The sequence below is a fragment of the Shewanella sp. 5S214 genome, from assembly GCF_041439795.1.
Lineage (GTDB): Bacteria > Pseudomonadota > Gammaproteobacteria > Enterobacterales > Shewanellaceae > Shewanella > Shewanella vesiculosa.
The window spans coordinates 64,161-88,164 of record NZ_JBGOOV010000015.1 but is presented as its reverse complement, the minus strand read 5'-3'; the positions used below and the strand labels follow the sequence as shown (position 1 = coordinate 88,164).

Genomic DNA, 24,004 nt, shown 5'->3' with positions numbered 1-24,004 from the left:
CCATGATGCCACTATCACATAATCAGTCGCTTGTTGTAAAAGCGCCACTTGATAAGAATATACAAGTCTTAGCCTCTGCTGGCTCAGGTAAAACTAGAGTATTAACAGAAAGAGTCCGATTTATATTAGAACAAACTAAAAAAGAAAGAGTTATCGGACTCACATTTACTAATAAAGCTGCTGAAGAAATGATAGAACGGTTATCTGATTCAGAAGAAGCTGCTAGTAGAGCATTGATCTCAACAATTCATTCTTTAGCTCAAAGCATAATCGAACAATATGGCCACATTATAGGATTACCATCTGAACTAAATATTTATGACAGAGACAAAGATAGGATGGAGATCTTTTTACAATCTTTGAGAGATGATGGAGTTAATATTGATGAATATTTGGATGTTCCTGACTCGAAAGAACACCGCAACAGACAATCTATTATGCAAAAATATATGGATGCATTCTCTACTATAAAACGAGAGTTTCTAACAGAAGATGAGGCTTTAGCTAAATTTGGTGGACAAGACCGGATTTGGAACATTTATCAAGATTATCAATCTGCATTATTGAATACTGGCGGAATTGATTATGATGATATTTTATTTTATGGTCATCAATTATTATTAAAAAACGATTGGGTTTCAAACATCTATAGAACGAAATATAAACACGTTTGTGTGGATGAAGCTCAAGATTTGAATAGGGCACAATACGAATTTATTAAAGTGTTCTGTGGTCAATCAGTGAAAAGTTTATTGATGGTTGGAGACCCTCACCAAATGATTTACGGTTTTAATAGCTCATCATCAAATTTTTTATGTGAAGAATTTATTCGTGACTTTGAACCATTAACATTTGAGTTAAAAGAAAATTATCGGAGTTCTAAGTCAGTAATTTGTGCTGCAAATAAATTAAAACCAAACTCTCAAGAAGAGCATAGTGCTGCACTTATCGGTGGAGTAACCTTCAATAAATTTCAAGATGAATTTGCAGAAGCTCAATGGATTGCTAATCAAATTAAATATTTACTTGAAATGAAGAGCCATGTAGAGATAGAAGGTGAGATAGCACTTGAGAGAATGGTAGTGATTGCTAGAAATCGTTTTGTTTTTAAAGCTTTAGAAGAAATTTTATCCAATGAAAATATTAAGTACTTTTTAAAGAAAGGTGAACGTTTAACAGAACCAAATTCACTCTTTGGGAAGGTGTTAGATTATGGTTTGAGGGTTAAATTGACCCCTAAAGACTGGGTTGATGGTAAAAAATTATGTAATTTATTGGGAATATCACCACCGAAAGATTGGGGCGGAGAGAGACAGTTATATAACTGGTCGATGAATATCGAGCTCAATTCGAATGTTCAATTTCCTGAACTTCAATCAGAGCTACTGAAAGAGCTCGATAATTTAGACAATGAAGAACCGAAAATAAGAAAGTTTGTTTCTAAATTTGACCAGAAACTAAAGGATTTAGCTTCATCAAGTAAGAATGAGAAAGATAAGTTAGAGTTAGAAATGAGTATTTCTGAATTGAATGACTTTAAAGAGTTATGGCTCAGATTTAAAATGAAGGGTATTGGAGATTCATTAAAAGCATTTAGAAATGCCATAGCCTTAGGGCAAATTACAGAAAGTAGAAGCAATGCTGGTATTACGTTAAGTACGGTACATACCATGAAAGGTTTAGAAAAAGACATAGTATTTTTAATGGGTATGTGTGAAGGAGTATTTCCTGACTATAGGGCTGTTTCAAGCAGTGATATTTCAGAAGAGCGAAATAACGCATTCGTGGCAGTAACAAGAGCTAAAAGATGGCTATATATTTCTTACCCAGAAAGAAGAACTATGCCATGGGGAGATGTTAAATGGCAGCAACCATCAAGGTTTGTTAAAGAAATGCAGTAACTCAACAGCGGACTATAGAATTCACTATAAATTAGCTATCTGTAAGGCTCTCTGGGGAGCTATTTTATAACGAATCATCATATCCAACCAATCGCATTAAGCAGCTATAAAGCCTATCTGGCGCGTAAAAACCTTAATCGCTTGGGAGTTAAATTAACACTCATAAATATTGTGTTGATTTAACTCTCCGTAGGACCCAAAAAATATTACTTATGGTAAAACGAAACCTAAGAGTACAAGACATTAGAAGTTTTTTAATATAGACATAACTAATAGAATCGAAACTAGTGAATCTCCCAGTAATAATTTCTATTTGAATAATCTGAATCTGCTACATATCTGCTACACAGAACGCCAGAAACGAAAAAGCCGTAGTAGGTGTTATCCTGCTACGGCTTATCTGAATTGGTGGCCCCTCACAGACTTGAACTGTGGACCTGACGATTATGAGTCGTATGCTCTAACCAACTGAGCTAAGGGGCCGACTTAAGCTAGTCGTCACTAACAAAAGCGTGTGCAGTATACGAAGTTTATTTGTGCTTGTCACCTCTGATGTTGCAAGAATTCTATTGAAATGATTCAACTGGTTATCTGTTAATCAGTACAACTAAATATCCATAACAAGCTTGCAGGTATTTGTCGCACTTTAATGCCAAATAGAGAGGTTGATCGCAGTTACAGCGGATGACTTTTTTGTCACAACGTTACCCCGTGATGACTTATGCTATTCAGCCTGAATCTCAGTGGTGATTTTTTTGTAAATGTCAGTCCAAATGACAACTATCCTCATTGCCCTTCATTGCCAGGTCGTCGGCGCCATTTAGCCAAAAATGCTAACGCTTCCTCTATATCCCAGTGCTGTAGCGCATGTTTAATCCGATTCTGTGAAGGCGGTATGTGTGCTTGGTTTTGTTTTGTTATTTTCTGTGATCGAGTTGACCAATAACGTTTTGATATCAGGGGGTTGTTCACGTTAATAGTACAAATTTCGAGCTGATTTAAAGGTTGAGATTAAGGTCTAAAGTATTTGCAGTATGTTGCGTTTAACTCTGCTAAAAAGGTAGACAAGGTATTATTACGTCAGTCAGTAAACCCATGTACTGCACCATAATAATGTGTTCTTAATAACGAGAATCGTTATGGTTGCAAGTTACAATTATTTCTATTTTGATCCCAAATGGCTTTAGCTTGAAATCAAGGTAACAACAATACAAGCACAAGTATAAATTGGCAGTCTTAAATAGTTTGGGGCAAATATTTGCATGATATTAGTCGAAATCAACATGCAGGAATGTCTGACCAAAATGCTTATCTTGGCTATGTCGAGGTCATCAAGTTACGGTGCAAAGTCGGCATAACGTTTTAGATGGAGTCTACTAGGACTCTGTTCACATATAGATGACATGAATGGGGATACACACATGTTGCAATCTAATTTGACCGTGCTTGCCGATAAATTAGGCCAACTCCTTGAGCCTTCTCGAGTTCATACCGATTACATACGCCGCGTAGCTTGGGGTACAGATGCTTCTTTTTACCAAAAGCGTCCACAAATGGTTGTCCACACTAAAGATGAAGCTGAGGCGTCAAAAGTATTGGCGCAATGTTATCAGAGTGCGACTCCAGTGACCTTTAGGGCTGCAGGTACAGCGCTTTGTGGTCAGGCTATTTCTGATTCAGTTTTGATGGTTGCAGGCCTTCACTGGAATCGCTTTAAGGTGCTAGAAGCGGGCAAGAAGGTACAAATGCAGCCCGGAGTCATAGGTTCTAGACTGAATAGTGCACTGGCGCCTCTGGGATGGAAATTTGGGCCAGATCCAGCCACCATTGCCTCTGCAATGGCGGGTGGGATTGTGTCTAATAATGCTTCTGGAATGAACTGTGGTACGCATCATAACTCTTATCAATTAATCGACTCTGCACGAATCATCTTTGCCGATGGCTCGATTTTAGACACCGCAAATGCGCAAAGTCGTGAAGCGTTTAAGCAACAGCATCCTGATATGATCAAAGGTATCGAAGCCATTCGTGACGAAATCATGGCTAATCAGGAACTCGTTAACCGTATCAAGCGTAAGTATTCGATTAAAAACGTAACGGGTTTTGGTATGAACTCTTTCGTTGATCATCATGATCCTATCGACATTATTTTACACTTGATGGTTGGCTCTGAAGGTGCCCTAGGGTTCTTATCTGAAATCACCATGAACAGTGTGGTTAAAAACAATTTTTCTGCGTCGGCAATGGTGTATTTCGATTCACTTCGTGGAGCTTGTGAGGCCATTGTTGAGCTGCGACGAGATGCCTTCAAAGAAACCAATGCTGCCGAGTTATTAGATAACTTTGCCCTCAAGGCTGTTGCTCAATCTAAATATCAAACGCCAGACTTTCTAAAACATGTTCATAAAGATGTGACGGCGGTATTATTCGAGACCTTTGGCGACAGCCAGGAGCAGATTGATGCTAACGTTGCTAAAATGTCAGTGATTATGGCTAAGCACGGTTTGTATCGTGATGTCGAGTTCACCCAAGATCCAGCAGTTGTCACTAATATGTGGGCCATTCGTAAAGCCATTTTCCCGCTGGCCGGTTCAATGCGCCCAGTCGGTACGTCTTGTATTATCGAAGATATCGCCTTTCCTATTGAGGTGTTGCCACAAGCCACCATAGATTTACAAAACTTATCTTTTGCCCATGGTTATGATGATGCGGTGATCTATGGTCATGCCCTTGAAGGTAACTATCACGTTATCTTCGCTCAAGACTTCTCTACTAAAGCTGAAGTGGAACGTTTCGAAGGCTTTATGCAAGGAATGGCTGATCTAGTTGTTGGATATGACGGATCGCTTAAAGCTGAACACGGTACTGGCTTTGGCATGGCTGCATTCGTTGAAAAAGAATGGGGTAGTGCGGTTTATGACTTGATGAAGCGAGTTAAGAAAACCCTGGATCCAAACGGTATTTTAAACCCAGGAGTCATCATTAACGATGACCCACTTTGTCACGCAAAAGGCTTTAAGCCTATGCCAAAAGTGCATGATATTGTAGATAAATGCATTGAGTGTGGATTTTGTGAACCGCATTGTGTGGCCCATGGCTTAACCTTGTCTCCACGTCAACGTACTGCTGTTGCGCGTGTTATGAAAACCTTAGAAGCCACAGGTGATGAGCCTGACGTCTTGGCTGACCTAAAGAAGAACTATCCTTACTTTGCCATCGACACCTGCGCTGCAGATGGCTTGTGTAAACTCGGTTGTCCAATGGCAATTGATACCGGTAAATATATGAAAGTATTGCGGGCCGAAGGGGCCAGTAATATGGATAAGAAAATTTCTGATTTTACTGCCGATCGTTTTGGTAGCATGGAATCTGTGGCTCGATTTGCGCTAGGTGCCACTGACATTAGCCGTAAAGTGATTGGCGAATCAGGTATGGGGGCAATCACTAAAATCGTTCGTAAGATTATGCCTAGCATGCCGATCCCATTATGGACTGAAGGTATGCCGACACGGGGCAAAGCTTTACCAACGGCTAAAACCTCTGGTGACATGAAAGCTGTTTATTTCCCTGCATGTTTGAACCGTATGATGGGCACCAGTGCTAAACATGATGATCAGCGCTCTTTGCCTGAAACGATTGTGAGCTTATTCGAAAAGGCTAATATCGAGATGATCCTAGGTGAGAAGACCAAAGGCTTATGTTGTGGTCAGCCTTGGGAGTCTTATGGTCACGACGAAGCGGCTGATCGTAAGTCTGATGAGCTCTCTGTGTGGTTGTTAAAGGCGTCTAACAATGGTGAATATCCAATCTTAGTGGCTACCACTGCCTGTCTTGAGCGGATGCGCCGAGCTTGTGATAGCCGTTTACAGATGTATGGCCCTGAAGAGTTTGCTTTTGAATTTTTGGTTGATCGTCTACACATAAACAAAGTTGTCGATAAAGTGGCTGTTCATCCAACCTGTACCACTCGTAAGCTTGGTATGGCTGGTAAGTTAACTGAGCTTGCCAAACTTTGTGCTACCGAGGTTGTGGTGCCTGAGAAGGTTGGGTGTTGTGGTATGGCGGGTAACCGCGGTATGAATTACCCTGAGCTTAATGAGCATGGTCTTCGTCATTTAAAAGAGGAGACTAAAGATCAAGGTTGTACTCATGGTTACTCAGTATCAGCAACCTGTGATGTTGGGTTAACGACCCACTCAGGTATTCCGTATAAAAATATCTTAACGCTACTCGATAAAGCATCTAGCAAAAAACAGCACTAATACGCTTATATTGATATTCATTAGCCCACGAAATAGCGTGGGCTTTTTTAGCTTTACGGATGTGATACCCATGTTATTCACTACCTGAACCGTTTATCGAGTGGCAAGCTTGGCAATCTATATAAAAAAACCCAGCATATGCTGGGTTTTTATGGTCTTGCTATAGAGCGTAAACCTTACGTTTACTCGTCTAAGAACGACTTTAAGATTTCTGAGCGAGAAGGGTGACGTAATTTACGTAACGCTTTAGCTTCAATTTGACGAATACGTTCACGCGTTACATCAAACTGCTTGCCCACTTCTTCTAACGTGTGGTCGGTATTCATGTCGATACCAAAACGCATACGCAGTACTTTTGCTTCACGGGCTGTTAGGCCAGCTAGGACTTCGTGTGTAGCGTTCTTTAGACTTTCGCTTGTGGCTGAGTCTAATGGTAGCTCGAGGGTAGTGTCCTCGATAAAATCACCTAAATGCGAATCTTCATCGTCACCGATTGGGGTTTCCATTGAGATTGGCTCTTTAGCGATTTTCAGTACCTTACGAATTTTATCTTCAGGCATCATCATACGTTCTGCCAATTCTTCAGGAGACGGCTCACGGCCCATTTCTTGAAGCATTTGACGCGAAATACGATTCAACTTGTTGATGGTTTCGATCATGTGTACTGGAATACGGATCGTACGGGCTTGGTCAGCGATTGAACGAGTGATTGCCTGACGGATCCACCACGTTGCATAAGTCGAAAACTTGTAACCACGACGGTATTCAAACTTGTCTACCGCTTTCATCAAACCAATGTTACCTTCTTGAATCAAATCCAAGAACTGTAAACCACGGTTGGTGTATTTTTTAGCAATAGAGATAACCAAACGTAAGTTAGCTTCAACCATTTCTTTTTTCGCACGGCGAGCTTTCGCTTCACCGATAGACATACGACGGTTAATGTCTTTGATGCCTGCGATGGTTAAATCTGTTTCAACTTCGATAGCACCTAACTTGGTCACACAACGTGTGACGTCATCAGTGATCATACGCAAACCTTCAGCGTAAGGCTTGGTGCTGGCTTTTTCTTTGTTGAACCAATCTAAGTTTGTTTCGTTGCCAGTGAATGCTTTAATAAAGTTTTTCTTTGGCATTTTAGCTTGTTCAACACACAGTTTAATGACCAAGCGTTCTTGAATTCGAACGCGGTCCATCATGTTGCGCATGCTTTTAACTAAACGGTCAAACTGTTTTGGTACTAAACGGAATTCTTTGAATAATTCACCAATAACAAATAATGAGCCAATCGCTTCAGGATGGTCACGGCCTTTTGTGGCAATGATCGCTAAGCTTTTTTCGTAGGCTTCTCTAAGTTGAGTGAATTTTTCTTTAGCTTCTTCAGGATCAGGCCCTTTGTTGCCTTCTTCCTCTTCTTCATCGTCGTCATCGTCATCGTCATCATCATCGTCATCTTTTTTAGAGTCCGCTAATTCAGAACCAATGTTGGTGGCGGTAGGGGCGACGTCATCGTCGTCAGGATTGATAAATCCAGAGATAATATCAGACAAGCGCAATTCTTCAGCTTCATACTTATCGAATTGTTCTAAGATCATTGCAATCGCTTGAGGGTACTCACTGACAGAACTCTGTACAGTGTTGATACCTTCTTCGATACGTTTAGCAATAACAATTTCGCCTTCGCGGGTAAGTAGCTCTACCGTGCCCATCTCACGCATATACATGCGCACAGGGTCTGTGGTTCGGCCTAACTCACTTTCTACGGTTGCGAGAGCTGCCGCTGCTTCTTCTGCAGCATCTTCGTCTGTGTTGTCTTCCGACATCATCATGTCATCGGCATCTGGCGCTTCTTCAAAAACGCGGATACCCATGTCATTTATCATCTGGATAATATCTTCAATCTGATCGGAATCGACCATGTCTGCAGGTAAGTGGTCGTTCACTTCTGCATAGGTTAAATAACCTTGCTCTTTACCTTTAGCGAGCAACAGTTTGAGTTGCGACTGCGGAGTGTGATCCATAGATATCATCCAATTTTGGGGAACTGATAAAACGATAGGCCAGTTAGCTATGCTAAGTGGCACGCAAATCGTCAATTATAGCTGTGTGGGCTAACCTTAGCTAGTCCATGGCAATGTTTGTTCGCATATTCTTAACGAATAAGCTGCGAACTACTTCGCTATGCCTTTCATTATAGAAATCAGCTTAGTTAGCTGTATTTTTTCAACTTTCGTTAAAGCCTGTTTCAGGCTTAACTCCTGATATCGTTGTTCAATATATTGGTTGTTTAACCAAATCAGGGTTTGTTTAAACTCTGGCAGTACGTTTTCATCCGCCACTTGATGATCCCATTGGGCTAGCTTAATTAGAGTGCTTTTTTGGTCATGCTCTCTATGCATTTCAAGTAGTTGTGCGCTGTTTAACGTTTGCTCTCGAGTTATATCTAACAAATGATTGAGCAATTCTATGCCGGTCATCTGTAATCGATCTAGTGCAGGCTGTTTTGCCAAACCAAAGCCTAAACTTGGGTTTTGGACCAGTAGGCCAATGGCCAATCTTAATGGCGTGCCACGACCTTGTAAGCCTTTCGCATTTAATGGTTTCTGTTTTGCAACATTGATATTAATATCTCTTCTTAATTCAATGATGTTATTCTTTTTCATTCTATATGCTAAGTTTTTTAACAATATTCCTTGCAAAACACTGTCTTGTACCTTTTCTATGTACGAAATAGCATCTTTCGTCAACGCAGCTTCATTCAGACCATGCATTAACGCTAAATTATCAAATAAAAAGGCTTCTAATGTGCTACTTGCTGAATAGCGACTTTCAAATTCTTCTTTTCCAATCTTACGAATTAATGAGTCAGGGTCTTCTCCTTCAGGAAGAAACATAAACCTAACTTGAACACCTGGTTTTAATATAGGAAGAGCTGTATCAAGAGCACGCCAAGCTGCTGCTTTTCCTGCCTTATCGCCGTCGTAACAGCAAATAACTTCCTTGGCACTACGTAATAAAAGTTGAAATTGTTCTGCCGTAGTTGCTGTGCCTAATGACGCTACAGCATAATCAACCCCAAACTGGGCGAGTGCGACGACATCCATATATCCTTCAACAATTAATACATGCTGAGGATCACGGTGCTTTTGTTTTAGCTCATATAAACCATAAAGTTCATTACCCTTATGAAATATGGGCGTTTCTGGAGAATTCAAGTACTTTGGGGTACCGTCACCCAAAACTCTTCCACCAAATCCAACCACACGACCACGACGATCGCGTATTGGGAACATTAATCTGTCGCGAAAACGGTCATAGCGTTTACCGCTATCATTGGCAATTAACATGCCTGCTGTCAGTAATTTATCTTGGGCGGGCACATTTTGCCTGTAACGACCCAGTAAACCATCCCAACCGTCGGGAGCAAACCCAATGCCGAACTGCTCAACAACTTCAGTCGATAATCCGCGAAACTCAAGATAGTCGATAACTTTCTGTTTGTCTGTATGCTGCCTCAACTGGCTTTGATAGAAGAGGTTGGCTTCTTCCATCAGTTCGTATAAATCTCGACTTAATCCTTGATCAGGTCTTTTTCCTGTGCCTTGCTCTCGTGGTACTGCAAGACCAAGCTGACCGGCAATTTCTTCAATGGCATCAACAAATTCTAGGCGATCATATTCCATGACAAAATCAATAGCATTGCCATGGGCACCGCAGCCAAAACAGTGGTAAAACTGTTTGTCTCTACTGACGGTAAAAGAGGGTGATTTTTCGCTATGAAAAGGACAACAAGCCGAATGGTTCTTACCGGCTTTTTTCAACGGCACTTTACGATCGATTAGATCGACTATGTCTACTCGAGCTATTAGCTCATTGATAAAATCACGAGGTATCGCCATTGATTGCTGTTGTTCTCGAATTTACTTTATCAACTGATTTAAACAAACAAGCCGTGCAAGTGCACGGCTTATTCAACATTAAAAATTGATTACTTCAATTTAGCGCGGATCATTGTACCAATGGCACTCATATCTGCACGGCCTTGAACTTTAGATTTTAATGCTCCCATTACTTTACCCATATCCGCCATGGTTCCAGCACCAACCTCAATAATTGTTGCATCGATAATCGCTGCAACTTCATCTTCGGTTAGCGGCGTAGGCAAGAAGTTTTCGATTACTCGAATTTCTTCTGCTTCTGCCTCTGCCAACTCCGGACGATTCGCTGCTTCATATTGAGCAATCGAATCGCGGCGTTGTTTAACCATCTTGGTTAATACAGCTATTGTCTGTTCATCAGTCAGTGTTTCGCGGGTATCCACTTCAATCTGTTTGATGGCAGAAAGAGCCATACGAATTGTTCCTAGGCGCACTTTTTCTTTAGCGCGCATAGCATCTTTCATTTGGTCTTTTAGCTGTTCGGTTAAGTTCATAATGAGATTAATATAAACGTACGCGACGTGCGTTTTCGCGAGAAAGCTTCTTAGCTAGACGCTTAACTGCAGCTGCTTTTGCACGCTTACGGGCAGTAGTTGGCTTCTCGTAAAATTCACGAGCACGCACGTCAGCTAGAATACCTGCTTTTTCACAAGAGCGCTTGAAACGACGAAGAGCTACGTCGAATGGTTCGTTTTCACGTACTTTAATAATTGGCATACGCCATCACCCCTTAGGTGTAGTTATGCTGGATGACTAAATCGACTAAACTTTTTTAGTGATTTAACTCAAACCAAAGGCTATTTAAAATGGTGCGGAATTTTACACCGAGCGGTGACCATTTGTAAACCCCCTGACTTGATTTTCTCTTTAGGGAGCGGCTCATCGTGCTATTTTGTGATAGTGAATCAAAATGCGGTCATCTTGGATAACTGCGCCGCATCTGCCTTAGTCTCAGAGCAGTATGGTCTGCGTTAAATAAAGCGCATCATGATTAGCGAAATTATCGTCACCTAATCGTTAAATTGAGCATTAGGTTTGTATAAAACAAGCTTATAACTTGGATTTGTTAACCGAAACTCTTATTCATCGCTTGTGTTATTTAATCCTGAAATATTGGAGTATTGACGCAGAGACGGGTAGAATTGGCGGCCTTATTTTAATGAAGACGAGAGATTATGCGCGTTATTGGTATTGAGACATCCTGCGATGAAACTGGGATAGCAGTCTATGATGATAAATTAGGCTTAATGTCACATGTGCTATATAGCCAAGTTAAATTGCACGCCGACTATGGTGGTGTTGTGCCTGAGCTTGCCTCTCGTGATCATGTTCGTAAAATTGTGCCTTTAATCAAACAGGCCTTAGCGCAAGCTAATTCGAGCTTAAATGATATCGACGGCGTAGCGTACACTAAAGGTCCTGGCCTCATTGGTGCCTTACTTGTAGGAGCCTGTGTAGGGCGATCGTTAGCTTATGCTTGGAACAAACCTGCTGTTGGTGTACATCACATGGAAGGGCATTTACTGGCGCCTATGTTAGAAGATGATGCGCCAGAATTTCCTTTCATAGCCTTGCTAGTCTCTGGTGGTCATTCAATGTTGGTACAAGTTGAAGGCATTGGTCGTTATCAAGTGTTAGGTGAGTCTGTAGATGATGCGGCCGGTGAAGCTTTTGATAAAACAGCCAAGTTAATGGGATTAGATTATCCTGGCGGCCCTCGCTTAGCCAAGTTAGCTCAAAAAGGCTTATCAGTAGGCTATAAGTTTCCGCGCCCAATGACCGATAGACCTGGGTTAGATTTTAGTTTTTCAGGCTTAAAAACATTTACTGCAAACACGATTGCTAAAGAGCCTAACGATCCGCAGACTCGTGCCAATATTGCCCGTGCTTTTGAAGAAGCCGTTGTTGATACTTTAGCGATTAAATGTAAACGAGCTTTAAAGCAGACAGGTTATAAGCGATTAGTGATCGCTGGCGGTGTGAGTGCTAACACTCGTTTACGTGAATCATTAGCCGAAATGATGACTAATCTAGGTGGGCAGGTATATTATCCTCGCGGAGAGTTTTGTACTGATAATGGTGCCATGATTGCTTATGCTGGATTACAGCGCTTACGTGCTGGACACACTGAAGGACTCGCGGTTAAAGGCCAACCAAGGTGGCCTTTGGATACCTTACCTGCAGTCGATTAATCGATGAGTTTATGCGATTGGTAGCTTAGTCTAGCAAGTGATTCTACGATTGCTATTAATGAAAACCTGATACTATTTGGCATCGGGTTTTTTAATGGATTTTTTTCGTGAGACTTTGCTTTCTTCACCGTGACGCAAACGGCCAATATTGTCTTTGTGACGAATTAAAATTAGCGTTGATAGCATAGCGACAGGAAGAATGAAGCGTTCATCTAACCACCAAGTGTAAAAAGGCGCTAAGGTGGCCGTTGCCATAGCAGCCACAGATGAATAGCGCGTTAACAGCACAAATACAATCCAAGTCAGGATTAGGCAAAGGGCTAAATCTCCACCAATGGGAGCCATTGCACCAAAAGCGGTCGCGACACCTTTACCGCCTTTAAAACCAAAAAAGATTGGCAATATATGCCCTAAGCAGGCGCTGACAGCAATGAAGCCTAATGATGCCGCATCAAGTCCCATTTTATAGCCAAGGTAAGAGGGCGCAGCGCCTTTAAGCATATCAAAAAATAATACTAATACTGCCGAACTGACTCCACCGATGCGAAGCACATTAGTGGCCCCAGGATTGCCGGAACCGCTGGTTCTTGGATCGGGTAAACCTCTTATTTTACAAACCAGTATGGCACTTGAGATCGAACCCGCTAGGTAGGCGGCAATGATCATCAACACGGTGACAGTAACGGCGTTCAAATTGGTTTCCTTACTCTTCTTAGGGTATCATCGCGCATTGATTTGTTGGGCAAGTGATTTTCAGTATCCTCTGAAGCCACCTTTGCGTTAACATTAACCATTTCGTTGATATTAATTGCACAATAGCGCCTATCCTACTGCTTTAACTGATTAGGAAAAAGCTTAAATGTGGATTATTAAGCATTTAATCGATAATTAAGTTTGATTAGGATGTTCTTGAAAGTTTTTATGTCGATTAAGGTAGGAATTATATGGATAAAGTACTCATCCGTCAGCTAGCGATAGAGACCATAATTGGTATCTATGAGTGGGAAAAAAAGATCCATCAAACATTACTTATCGATTTAGATATGGCATGGGACAATCGTCTTGCCGCTGCTAGTGATAGTTACGAAAATGCTTTGTGTTATGAAACCGTATCGAATCGTTTAACCGCACTGATCACTGAAAATCCGATTGAGTTGATTGAAACTGTCGCTGAAATGATTGCCCATTGTTTGCAACAAGAGTTCAATGTGCCTTGGGTTAAAGTGGTCGTGATGAAGCCCGGGGCAATACCTCATGCGGTTTCTGTTGGTGTTGAGATTGAACGCGGTAACATTTAAGTGTTATTTTATTTTTTCGTTTAGCATTAGGTCAGTCAATGGCACGTATTTACATTAGCTTGGGCACCAATATTTCTCCTGAGCAACATCTTAAAGCCGGTTTGGTTGATTTACAGCAATATTTTGGCCCATTACAATTATCACGCGTATATGAGAGTGAATCGGTTGGCTTCAAAGGCACTAATTTTTTAAACATGGTTGCCGCTGCTGATACCGAATTATCGATTGCACAGGTTGTGGCAACGTTTAAGAAAATTGAGCAAGACAACGGCCGTATCAGAGGTGAGAAAAAATTTAGCCCTAGAAGCCTTGATATTGATTTGCTGCTCTATGACGATGTGATTTGTAACATTCCGGTAGAACTTCCCCGCGGCGAAATTTTGTTTAATGCCTTTGTTTTATGGCCTTTAGCTGAAATTGCCCCTGAGTTACCCCATCCGGTGACGCTACAGACCTATGGTGCGCTTTGGCAAGACTATGACAAGCAACGCCAGCAGTTATGGCCTATTACCTTCGAGTTCCCAGCCGAATTATTACCCGTTAAATATTAATTATTCATCAATAAGTTAATTTCTTACAAAGGAAAGATATGGACACGTTACAAGTTATTTTGCTGGCATTAATCCAAGGGCTGACTGAGTTTTTGCCGATTTCTAGCTCGGCACATTTAATTTTACCGTCGCAAATTTTAGGTTGGGCTGATCAAGGATTATCATTTGATGTTGCGGTAAATACTGGCTCTTTATTTGCGGTAGTGATTTATTTCCGTCATGAGATAGTGGCACTGGCTAAAGCTTGGTTTATCAGTTTAGTCGCTAAGCAACAAACGCAAGAAAGTAAACTCGCTTGGTGGATTATTTTAGCCACGATACCTGCGGTTATTGTTGGCTTTACCGCCAAAGATTTTATAGAAACCCATTTTAGAAATACCTTAGTCATCGCTATCACAACAATCGTGTTTGGTCTGTTGCTGTGGTTGGCCGATAGAATGTCAAAAGCGCAGTTAAACGAATTTCAAATGGGCTGGAAAAAAGCGTTGCTTATTGGTTTAGCTCAGGCGATGGCATTAATCCCTGGGACCTCACGTTCAGGCGCTACCATGACAGCCGCACTGATGTTAGGGCTGACCCGTGAAGCTGCTGCACGATTTTCATTTCTGATGTCTGTGCCGGTAAGTTTTGGTGCAGCGTTATTGGTGACCAAAGACTTAGTGACCAGCCCAGCACCTATCGATTACCAAGCGCTTGGTTTAGGTATTGTTGTATCCTTTGTTGCGGCCTATTTATGTATTCATTTCTTTTTAAAGTTTATTAGCAAAATAGGCATGACACCGTTTGTATTATACCGACTGGTTCTTGGTGCGGTATTGCTTGGATTACTCTACCTTTAGGGTAAGCATCTAAGCGACCTTTGTTTGCAAAACGGGTTGGTATCAACCCGTTTTGTTTTATGCTCTTTTAATTAACTATCAGTGTAATTATGACGTTATCTTTATTATGTCCAGTGTGTTCTGCTCCACTCATGCAACATCAAGCTTCATCGGGATTTTATTGCGACAATAAACATCATTTTGATAAGCATCCTAATGGCTATTGGCCACTACTGAGCAACACTAAGGCTAAGTCTAAGCCACAAGTGGAGTCTCGCCAGCAAATGCGCGGACGACATTTTTTATTAGAGTCAGGTTTGTTTGCACCGCTAATTAAGCAACTCCAAACCGTGTTGTTGGATTTGTGTACCTCACGTGGCGAAACCCAATTACAGCATATCGATTACCAGTGTGCTGATGGCTTCTATTTACGTCAGCTTGTTCCAGCTTTAGCTGAAGCAAATGTGTCATGTGAGCATTGGGGAATTACCGATGCTGAAAATGCTATTTTCGCAGCCGCTAAAGCTGAAACACCAGCTAATTTATTATTGTTAGCATTAAAAAAATTACCTTTTGAAGCGCAATCAATCGACATTGTCACAGTACTTGATTCACCTCTAAAAGGTAAAGAGTGCATTCGAATTTTAAAAGATGATGGACGTATTGTGCTTTTACAGCCGGGTGTTCGTCATTTATGGCAGATAAAACAACAAGTTTATCCCGACTTAGTTGAGAAGCCGCTTCAACTCAATTTACCCAACGATGTTGAAATTGAATCGCAGCAACAAGTTGTATTCGTTCAATCTGTTACTGGTGAGCAGGCATTAACATTACTTGATATGTCGGTCTTTGGATGGCGTGCAAATGATCAGCTAAAGCATCAAGTGAAATCGACTGCGATTGCCGATTTAGAGTTTAATTGGCAAATTTTAGTCCTAAAAAAACGTTTATAAATGGTCGAAAAGGTAACGAGCGAGAAGGCTGATAACAAGCGATAATGACGACAATGCGCTGAGAGCGTTAAAGGGCTAGGGCGCTTAGTGATTAGGCGCTATAAGTGCTAATACGAGGGTTTGGAATAGATGGCTTTCAAAGGCTAAATGGTTGAAGGCGATATAGATTAAATCGTAAAAAATTTGCTGTCGAGAAGACGTAGGTGTTTAGATTTTTCGCTTGATACCGCTTGATACCGCTTGATACCGCTTGATACCGCTTGATACCTCATTTTAAATAAGCACAAATAATTAAGGCTTGATGTTGAAATACTACAAAGTAGTGGAATCAACAATCAAGCCCTAATAATCAACCTATTAAATAAGCTAATTTTTAATAGCAGTTCTTACTTTTTGTAAGAAGAAGCCATGTTGTCTAAACGGTCATTAGCACGTTTAGCTTCGGCTTGTGCGTCCATAGAAGCAGCTTTAGCACCTTTAACATCGGCAGATAGCTTGCTTTGCTCAGACTTTAAAGAACCAACTTCTGCTGATAGTTGATCAACTTTGTTACCTAGGTTTGCTACGCTTTCTTCTAAAGCAGTAGTGTTAGCACAACCACCTAATAAAGCAGTCATCGCAACACCAGCAATCATCAGTACTTTCTTGTTCATGGGTAAATCCCTTAATATATAGGTTGTTAAATAGTGCAACGGCATGTGCCTTTGCAACGGCGTAATTATGTCACAGATTTTTTAATTTGCTATAGGCAAACTTAACATTGTTTAATTAAAATAGCGAAATAAAAGAAAATTGCAAGCTGGCTGGGCAAAAAGCATCATTATTTATCGATTTTATATAAATCTTAGTGATTTATTGCTTATTCTCCGCTAAAAATTGCATTTTTCCGCTTTTTTACATAAAAACCTAAATAGGCGATTACTGATGTAACCATTATGGTTCAATTCTTTGTTTTATATAACTATTAACTGTTTCTGAGCGCGTTAGTTGAAGTTGGCTTTTAATTTGCGATCCTTGGTAACCCGCGCTAATAATTGATTGCACATCTACGTTGCTGGCCAACTCATAGCAATGTTGTAAAAATTCAGCTTGCGGATAGTTTGCTTGTTCAAATCCAGTTCGTCCTCTTATGTCGCCATGACAACATAATAAAAGCTCTGTTAACCGTTGCGGTTTACGCCAGAAATCACCTTTATCAAACAGTTTAACGATGGTTTCAGCCCTCAGTTCAAAAGCATTATGAATATTCTGATGTTGATCGCTAACCAATAAGGCTAAATCACGGTATTCATTAGGCACGCGTATTCGTTGGCAAAGTGCTTTAATGATGCTTAAGCCTTTTTGGCCGTGACCATGATGTTTCGGCCACTCTTGTTTTGGGGTTAACCCCTTGCCCACATCATGTACTAATGCTGCAAAGCGGACCGCTTTATTACTGCTTAGTAGGCTGGTTTGCTCCAAAACCATCAGCGTATGGACGCCGGTGTCTATTTCTGGGTGCCACTTTGCTGGTTGGGGGACGCCAAATAACGCATCAATTTCTGGAAATAACACGGTTAATGCTTGGCATTGCTTTAAAACGGCGAAAAATATTTGCGGACTTTGGCTGCTTAATGCTTTATCACATTCCTGCCATACGCGTTCTGGCGTGAGGTGCTCTAATTCTCCACTATTGGCGATATCGGTCATCAACTGTAAGGTTTCAGCTGCAATGGTAAAACCTAAGTGATGAAATCGAGCCGCAAATCGCGCCACTCGCAATACACGCAAGGGATCTTCAATAAAGGCGTCGGATACATGGCGCAGTACTTTGGCGTGGATATCATCAATGCCATGGTAGGGATCATAGAGTTTACCTTCGCTATCTTGTGCAATGGCATTAATGGTTAAATCGCGGCGCAGTAAGTCATCAGCAAGAGTGACATCTTTATTAGCATCGCAGCTGAACCCTTGGTAACCCTTACCTGTTTTACGCTCTGTTCTCGCCAGTGCATATTCTTGTTGAGTTTTTGGGTGTAAGAAAACCGGAAAGTCCTTTCCGACTTGCTGATAGCCTTGAGCCAACATTTCGTCAATACTGCTGCCAACGACCACATAGTCTTTGTCGACAACAGTTTGTTTAAGAAGTGTATCGCGCACGGCCCCGCCGACTAAATAAATCTTCATGGCGTACCACAACGTGTAATAATAAGTTGCTTAAATCTTATCAGAGTTAGATTTTTACGGCTAACTTTTGACAAGCTGTTGCACAAGCATTAACGTGAGCCGTCAGTTTCAAATAAGGATTTTTGGTCGAATGTATAAAGCCTTCTATGGATTAAACGATAATCCATTCTCAATTGCGCCTAACCCTCATTATATGTTCTTGAGCGATCGTCATCGCGAAGCGCTGGCACACTTAACTTACGGGTTAGGTGAAACAGGTGGATTTGTATTGTTGACGGGGGAAGTTGGTACCGGGAAAACTACCGTTTCACGTTGTTTATTACAACAAATACCGGAAAATACAGATACGGCATTTATTCTTAATCCATCACTTACCGAGTTAGAGCTTTTGGCGACATTGTGTGATGAGTTGGAAATTAAGTATGGCGAAAATCCGACCTTAAAACAGCTGACCGATCTCATCAGTACTTACTTACTCACTAATCATAAAAATGCCCGTAATACCGTACTGATTATTGATGAGGCGCAGCATTTGCGTTCTGAGGTGTTAGAGCAGTTGCGTTTGCTGACTAACCTTGAAACCAATACCAAAAAACTGTTGCAGGTCATTTTGATTGGCCAACCAGAGTTACAGCAACTGTTAAAACGCCAAGATCTTCGCCAGTTAGCACAGCGGATCACCGCTCGTTACCATCTATTACCATTGAATAAAGATGAAATTGGCTTATATGTTCTGCACCGTTTACAAGTAGCGGGTCGGCACGAGCCTTTATTTACCCGTAAAGCGATAGCCGCGTTACATAAGCACTCTGGCGGTATTCCACGCTTGACTAACTTATTATGTGAACGAGCGCTAATGGCTGGTTATGGTCAAGCTAAGGTGCCGATTGATCACAAGATGGTTAATCAAGCCGCCGTTGAAGTGTTAGGTGATATTGATGCTCCTAGCGATAAGCGTTGGCCATTTGTTGCAGCAACCGCGCTGGTATTGGCATTTGGTTTGTCGTTTTATCTGTTTAATCGCTCGGCTAATGACGATAGCCTTAACTCCAATACAGCATTAGCTAGCAATCAAACGCAGCAGTCTGTTAATCCGCCAGCGTTAGCCACTATTCCTAGTGCCACAAATCAATCTATTACAGCATCGACATCGCAACTACAAACCAGCCCGCCAGTTGTTAACGCGCAGCAACAGATTTTGCGTCAAGCTATGTTACAAAGCAGTAGCATTGATAATGCTTTTGCCGGGTTATTTGGTTTATGGAATAAACAACCTATCATTGGTTTATCTGCCTGCCAGGCTGCGCAGCAACAAGATTTAGCCTGTTACCAGCAACAAGGTAATTGGTACAGTATTATGCGGCTAAATTATCCTGCGGTGGTGTATTTACAAGATGCTCAGGCGAATGTGTTTTATGGGGTGATTGTAGAGCGCCAAGTGGAGCAAATTTTATTGCAATTGGGCGAGCAACAATTCTGGGTCAACAAAGATTGGTTTGATCGTCATTTTAGCGGTACCTTCGAAATTCTTTGGCAACCAGACGGTGTATTACCCCGTGAAATCGGTCAGTCTTCGAGTCTGGCGCAAGTACAGTGGTTAGAAAATAGCTTAGCGTTAGTCAATAAACGCCGAGCACGCTTACTGACACAATTCGATGGTGAATTAGAACAGCAATTAATGCAATTTCAGCGTCAGCATGGCCTAAAGCCTGATGGTATTGCTGGCAATCAAACCTTAGTACAACTGAACTTATATTTAAGCCAGCAAGGCCCGCGTTTGAGTGCATCTTCGGAGCGCAGTTAATGTCAATTCTATTAGACGCTGTTAACCGTAAAAAGCAGCAACAAGAAAATATTGTTGATGTTATTTTAACGCCCAGAGCCAATTATTCTCCGCCGCCGAAAATATCAGCCAACACCCGAAAATTCACTCTGCTGGCGTTATCTATTGCTTTTGGTGTTGGTGCGGCTTGGAGCATGAGTTTGTTGCTACATCCTGCAGTGCCTAGTGTGCAAACTGTTGCCTTACCCGTTGAGCGTTACAATGCACAGTTAGCCGTGGCTGATACCGTGGCTGTAGCCCCGTCAACCCTATCTGCTGATGCGGTAGCTGCTAATGGATCTCGTGAGCTGCCACGCGGCAATCAGAGTGCCATAGATCAAGGCCATGATGGAGTGCGATTAGCCGGTAAAGTGGCTCTGCCGATTGCGCAGCCTCTTGCTCAAAATAGTTATCAATCCTTGGGTACTTTGCAACGTAATGTTGAGAACACTGCTGCTGAACCTATGGGGTCAGGTTATCAATCGGCATCAGATGTTGAGGCGCGGAGTCAGGATTGGGGTCGTAATGATGATGCTCAGGCATTAACTCAACAAACTGACGATCAACCCCATCAAGTGTCGGGACGCAGTGCGTCTTCTAATCTGACAAATAATGCCGAACCGATTATATTAGGCGCCAATGCGAATCGACGTGGGCAAGCTGAACTAGAAGCATTAAGGCTGCAAGTTAATGCTGCGGCTGAAGAGGTCGATTTTGCTTCGGTAAAAGAGCCCTCAATTGATGAGCGCAATAACTTGTTAGCCGCATTTCAAACCGCGCTAAAAGATGTTGAATATGAGCAGTCTGCTAATCAGCAAGTGACGCAGGAAAAGCTCGATCCTATTCCTCGACCTACAAATCAACAGATTCCTAAATATGGTGATTTACCTGCAAGCGTACAGTTACAAGTGCCTGAGTTTAATATTAATGCCCATGTATACTCATCTGAACCAAACAATCGTTGGCTAAATGTCGATGGCGTTGAGTTACAGCAGGGCGATATGATTCAGAATAAGCTTACCATTGTTGAGATAAGGCCTAGGGATATAGTGTTAGAAATTAACGGTGAACAATTTAGAGTGCCGGCTATTTAGATGCTGCTTTAGCACAAGTATTTCAATCTCGGTTTACCATACTTACCTTAACAAACCTATCGCAACTTCGTTATGTCATTTGTTAGTCTTAATCGATAAATAACACTAAGGCGCTTATTGCGCCTTAGTGTTATTGGTTTAATTAACTCGCCATATTAACCATGAATGTTATTGGCTAAAAACAAGGTTAATCCATAACCGATGCAATAACATAATAGTAATGCTGGTACGTATTTTAAGTAGCTGACAAATGTGAGCTCTTCCACTTTACTCATGGCAATGATGCCTGATGCAGAACCTATGATTAATAACGATCCACCGACACCAACAGAGTAAGTCAGTCCTAACCATTGTGCTGTTGTTAGAACCGGATCGGCTTTTAATAACGCTGCGGTTAATGGCACGTTATCTAACAGGGCAGAACCCACGCCAGTGAAAAAGTTAGAAATACTAGGGTTATACATGCCGTACACTTCGGTTAATAAATGTAAGGTGCCAATTTCTTTAAGCATGCCAACGAGTAACAAGATACCTAAGAAGAACAATAGAGTATCGAATTCAACCTGACGGATATATTCTAATACTTGAACTTCTTCACTTTTACTTTTATTGGTGCGGCCCACTAAGAACATCACCGATAAGCCGAATAAAAAGGTCAATACCGGCGGAATACCAAACAGCACGTTAAGTACCATGGTTAATACTATGGTAGTAAAGAAAATGACTCCGATGACAATATCAACCGTATTGTAATTTTGCTCGATAGGCGTAGTGCTTACATGTCCTTCGGCTTTAAGTGAAAACAATACTGCTAGGACCATGACGCTAATGCCTGCTGGAATAAACAAGATTAACAATTCTGAGATATGCACTTTACCGGCGAGGAAAATCATCAAGGTAGTCACATCACCCGTGATTAATGCCACCCCACCAGAGTTTACCGCAAAGATAATTAACACGGCCATACGGCGGCGCATTTGTTTATCTAAATTAAAGGTTGTTAGTAAACCTAATGAGACCAGAGTGGCAGTGACGTTGTCACAAAAAGTCGATAGTACTAATGAGAATAACCCGACTTGCATCATCAACATTCGCACAGAGACTTGCTGCGGAAATATTTTTTGAACCAATACTTGGATCATGCCTTTAGCATTAAGATAGGCCACAAAAGTCATGGTCGACATTAAAAATAACCATAATGTAGCAATTTCTAATAAGTTTTCGTTGAGGTTTTCGCCCACGATTTTACTTTTTTCTGGGCTACCAGAAGCTATGAACAAGGTAATCCAAGCTATACAGCCAAGGAATAGGGTGGTTTTTGCTTTATTTATATGGGTAACTTCTTCGAACACGATACTGAGCAATGCAAGTACCGCAAGTGAGATAAGAAAAGTATGTAGCATGACTGCAATTCCAACTTTGTGTTGTAGGTAATCAACATCATTACCATGAATTTTTGCTAACCTAATTTGGCCCTAGCGTTAAGGTTTAATTAAGCTTTCCGTTTGGCGGGGCGATCACATCACACAACGAGGGATTTCGCAACTGAGATCACAGTTATTTTGTCAATAATCGACCAAAGTAGCGTATAAAAAAGCAATACAGTGAAAAGAAATTGGAGTTTGTTAACACAAATGAAAAGAGGATAAATAACGTGGTTATTTATCCTCTTTATTGTTACCAAAAGACTGCTTAGCTTGAGCTGTCTGTTGATTTATTTCATTGCAGCAAAAATACGATCAACAGCGGCCAGAGTATATTCAATTTCAGCATCGCCGTGAGCCATTGACATGAAACCCGCTTCATAAGCACTTGGCGCTAAATAAATACCTTCATCTAACATGGCATGATAGAAATGACGGAAGTGTTCCATGTTGCATTTTGTGACTTGGGCAAACGAGGTCATTGGCGTGTTATCTTCAGTAAAGAAGAAACCAAACATACCACCCACATAAGTAATATTTAATGGAATACCGTGTTTGTCTGCAGCGGCTTTAAAACCTTCTGCAACACGTTTCGTTTTATCTGCAAGCGCTTCGTATAAACCGGGTTGACACAATGCATCCATTTGGGCTAAACCAGCAGACATCGCAATTGGGTTACCAGATAAGGTACCGGCTTGATAGACAGGGCCAGTTGGTGCAATAAACTGCATGATATCTTTACGGCCACCAAATGCGCCTACAGGCATGCCGCCGCCAATAACTTTGCCAAGTGTGGTTAAGTCAGGTGTTACGTTGTAGTGGCCTTGTGCGCCACTCATAGAGACGCGGAAACCTGTCATCACTTCATCAATGATTAATAGTGCACCAAACTCATCACACATGGCACGTAAGCCTTGCAAAAAGCCTTCGACAGGTGGAATACAGTTCATGTTGCCCGCAACGGGCTCAAGGATGATACAGGCGATACTGGTTGGATTTTGTTCGAAGATAGCGCGTACAGAATCAAGATCATTATAAGTTGCTGTTAACGTGTGCTTAGCAAAATCTTCTGGAATACCAGGTGAGCTTGGTTGCCCTAGGGTTAACGCGCCAGAACCTGCTTTAACTAATAAGCAGTCAGCATGGCCATGGTAGCAACCTTCAAATTTTAAGATATTGTCACGGTTAGTAAAACCACGTGCTAAACGAATCGCACTCATGGTGGCTTCAGTACCTGAACTGACCATTCTAACTTGTTCTATTGATGGCACCATTGATATGACTTTTTCAGCCATTTTAACTTCAAGTTCCGTTGGTGCACCAAACGACAAACCATTTTCAACGGCATCTAACACTGCTTGGCGAATTTTAGGGTGGTTATGACCTAAAATCATCGGTCCCCATGAACCAACATAGTCGATATACTTTTTACCATCGGCATCAAAAATATAAGCACCATCAGCTTTTTCAATGAACAAAGGTGAACCACCTACACCATTAAAAGCTCGTACAGGTGAGTTAACGCCACCAGGGATGGTCTTTTTAGCCTGTTCAAATAAAACCTCGGAACGGGTCATGTCTAATC

At 41.5% G+C, this 24,004-nt stretch carries 18 protein-coding genes and 1 tRNA gene; 9 read left to right on the top strand and 10 right to left on the bottom strand.

Annotation, left to right across the window (positions count from 1 at the left end):
• Window positions 1-2: 2 nt before the first annotated feature.
• Complete coding sequence (locus tag ACED29_RS11805) at window positions 3-1,901, top strand: ATP-dependent helicase (protein WP_371697740.1); 1,899 nt, start codon at window positions 3-5, stop codon at window positions 1,899-1,901.
• A gap of 406 nt (window positions 1,902-2,307) precedes the next feature.
• Here ACED29_RS11805 and ACED29_RS11800 read toward each other — a convergent pair.
• A tRNA-Ile gene (locus ACED29_RS11800) sits at window positions 2,308-2,384 on the bottom strand.
• A 938-nt stretch (window positions 2,385-3,322) separates the two neighbouring features.
• On the opposite strand from ACED29_RS11800, the gene ACED29_RS11795 reads away from it, so the two are divergent.
• Window positions 3,323-6,163 carry an FAD-binding and (Fe-S)-binding domain-containing protein gene (locus ACED29_RS11795; protein ID WP_182742066.1) on the top strand — a complete coding sequence of 947 codons (2,841 nt, stop codon included), beginning with the start codon at window positions 3,323-3,325 and terminating at the stop codon, window positions 6,161-6,163.
• Window positions 6,164-6,345: 182 nt separating this feature from the next.
• On the opposite strand, the gene rpoD is transcribed toward ACED29_RS11795, so the two are convergent.
• The 4 genes from rpoD to rpsU form a co-directional block, all read right to left on the bottom strand.
• The gene (gene rpoD / locus ACED29_RS11790) at window positions 6,346-8,184 is read right to left on the bottom strand and encodes an RNA polymerase sigma factor RpoD (RefSeq protein ID WP_124017050.1); all 1,839 of its coding nucleotides are present in this window, start codon (window positions 8,182-8,184) and stop codon (window positions 6,346-6,348) included.
• Window positions 8,185-8,334: 150 nt separating this feature from the next.
• Entirely contained in the window at window positions 8,335-10,062 is a 1,728-nt protein-coding gene (gene dnaG / locus ACED29_RS11785; protein ID WP_371697739.1) for a DNA primase, read from the bottom strand.
• 89 nt (window positions 10,063-10,151) lie between these two features.
• Window positions 10,152-10,595 (bottom strand): GatB/YqeY domain-containing protein, encoded by a 444-nt coding sequence (locus ACED29_RS11780; protein ID WP_124017052.1) that lies wholly within the window; start codon window positions 10,593-10,595, stop codon window positions 10,152-10,154.
• Between the two features lie 7 nt (window positions 10,596-10,602).
• Window positions 10,603-10,818: a 30S ribosomal protein S21 gene (gene rpsU, locus ACED29_RS11775; RefSeq protein WP_006080725.1), complete on the bottom strand. Its 216-nt coding sequence runs from the start codon at window positions 10,816-10,818 to the stop codon at window positions 10,603-10,605.
• A 458-nt stretch (window positions 10,819-11,276) separates the two neighbouring features.
• On the opposite strand from rpsU, the gene tsaD reads away from it, so the two are divergent.
• A complete protein-coding gene (tsaD, locus tag ACED29_RS11770) occupies window positions 11,277-12,293 on the top strand; it encodes a tRNA (adenosine(37)-N6)-threonylcarbamoyltransferase complex transferase subunit TsaD (RefSeq protein ID WP_182698996.1) in 1,017 nt (338 codons plus the stop codon).
• Between the two features lie 72 nt (window positions 12,294-12,365).
• Here the strand turns inward: tsaD and plsY are convergent, their stop codons facing one another.
• Complete coding sequence (gene plsY / locus ACED29_RS11765) at window positions 12,366-12,959, bottom strand: glycerol-3-phosphate 1-O-acyltransferase PlsY (RefSeq protein ID WP_371697747.1); 594 nt, start codon at window positions 12,957-12,959, stop codon at window positions 12,366-12,368.
• A gap of 278 nt (window positions 12,960-13,237) precedes the next feature.
• Here plsY and folB point away from each other — a divergent pair, with 278 nt between their 5' ends.
• The 4 genes from folB (at window position 13,238) to ACED29_RS11745 (ending at window position 15,913) form a co-directional block, all read left to right on the top strand.
• Entirely contained in the window at window positions 13,238-13,591 is a 354-nt protein-coding gene (folB, locus tag ACED29_RS11760) for a dihydroneopterin aldolase (protein WP_182722506.1), read from the top strand.
• A gap of 38 nt (window positions 13,592-13,629) precedes the next feature.
• A complete protein-coding gene (gene folK, locus ACED29_RS11755) occupies window positions 13,630-14,142 on the top strand; it encodes a 2-amino-4-hydroxy-6-hydroxymethyldihydropteridine diphosphokinase (RefSeq protein WP_124017056.1) in 513 nt (170 codons plus the stop codon).
• A 38-nt stretch (window positions 14,143-14,180) separates the two neighbouring features.
• Window positions 14,181-14,981: an undecaprenyl-diphosphate phosphatase gene (locus tag ACED29_RS11750; protein ID WP_124017057.1), complete on the top strand. Its 801-nt coding sequence runs from the start codon at window positions 14,181-14,183 to the stop codon at window positions 14,979-14,981.
• An 89-nt stretch (window positions 14,982-15,070) separates the two neighbouring features.
• The gene (locus ACED29_RS11745; protein WP_124017058.1) at window positions 15,071-15,913 is read left to right on the top strand and encodes a putative RNA methyltransferase; all 843 of its coding nucleotides are present in this window, start codon (window positions 15,071-15,073) and stop codon (window positions 15,911-15,913) included.
• A gap of 386 nt (window positions 15,914-16,299) precedes the next feature.
• Here ACED29_RS11745 and ACED29_RS11740 read toward each other — a convergent pair whose 3' ends face one another.
• Together ACED29_RS11740 and ACED29_RS11735 are read right to left on the bottom strand one after the other, a co-directional pair.
• Window positions 16,300-16,566 (bottom strand): Lpp/OprI family alanine-zipper lipoprotein, encoded by a 267-nt coding sequence (locus tag ACED29_RS11740; RefSeq protein WP_124017059.1) that lies wholly within the window; start codon window positions 16,564-16,566, stop codon window positions 16,300-16,302.
• Between the two features lie 280 nt (window positions 16,567-16,846).
• Window positions 16,847-18,079, bottom strand: coding sequence for a multifunctional CCA addition/repair protein (locus ACED29_RS11735; protein ID WP_371697738.1), 1,233 nt, complete (start codon window positions 18,077-18,079; stop codon window positions 16,847-16,849).
• Window positions 18,080-18,209: 130 nt separating this feature from the next.
• Between ACED29_RS11735 and ACED29_RS11730 the strand changes: the two genes are divergently transcribed.
• Window positions 18,210-19,883 (top strand): ExeA family protein, encoded by a 1,674-nt coding sequence (locus ACED29_RS11730; protein ID WP_182698307.1) that lies wholly within the window; start codon window positions 18,210-18,212, stop codon window positions 19,881-19,883.
• Entirely contained in the window at window positions 19,883-20,995 is a 1,113-nt protein-coding gene (locus ACED29_RS11725) for a general secretion pathway protein GspB (protein ID WP_371697737.1), read from the top strand. The genes ACED29_RS11730 and ACED29_RS11725 overlap by 1 nt, the downstream gene beginning before the upstream one ends.
• Window positions 20,996-21,150: 155 nt before the next feature.
• Here ACED29_RS11725 and nhaD read toward each other — a convergent pair whose 3' ends face one another.
• A complete protein-coding gene (nhaD, locus tag ACED29_RS11720) occupies window positions 21,151-22,398 on the bottom strand; it encodes a sodium:proton antiporter NhaD (RefSeq protein WP_124017063.1) in 1,248 nt (415 codons plus the stop codon).
• Between the two features lie 311 nt (window positions 22,399-22,709).
• The gene (gene hemL / locus ACED29_RS11715) at window positions 22,710-23,996 is read right to left on the bottom strand and encodes a glutamate-1-semialdehyde 2,1-aminomutase (protein ID WP_371697736.1); all 1,287 of its coding nucleotides are present in this window, start codon (window positions 23,994-23,996) and stop codon (window positions 22,710-22,712) included.
• Window positions 23,997-24,004 lie beyond the last annotated feature (8 nt).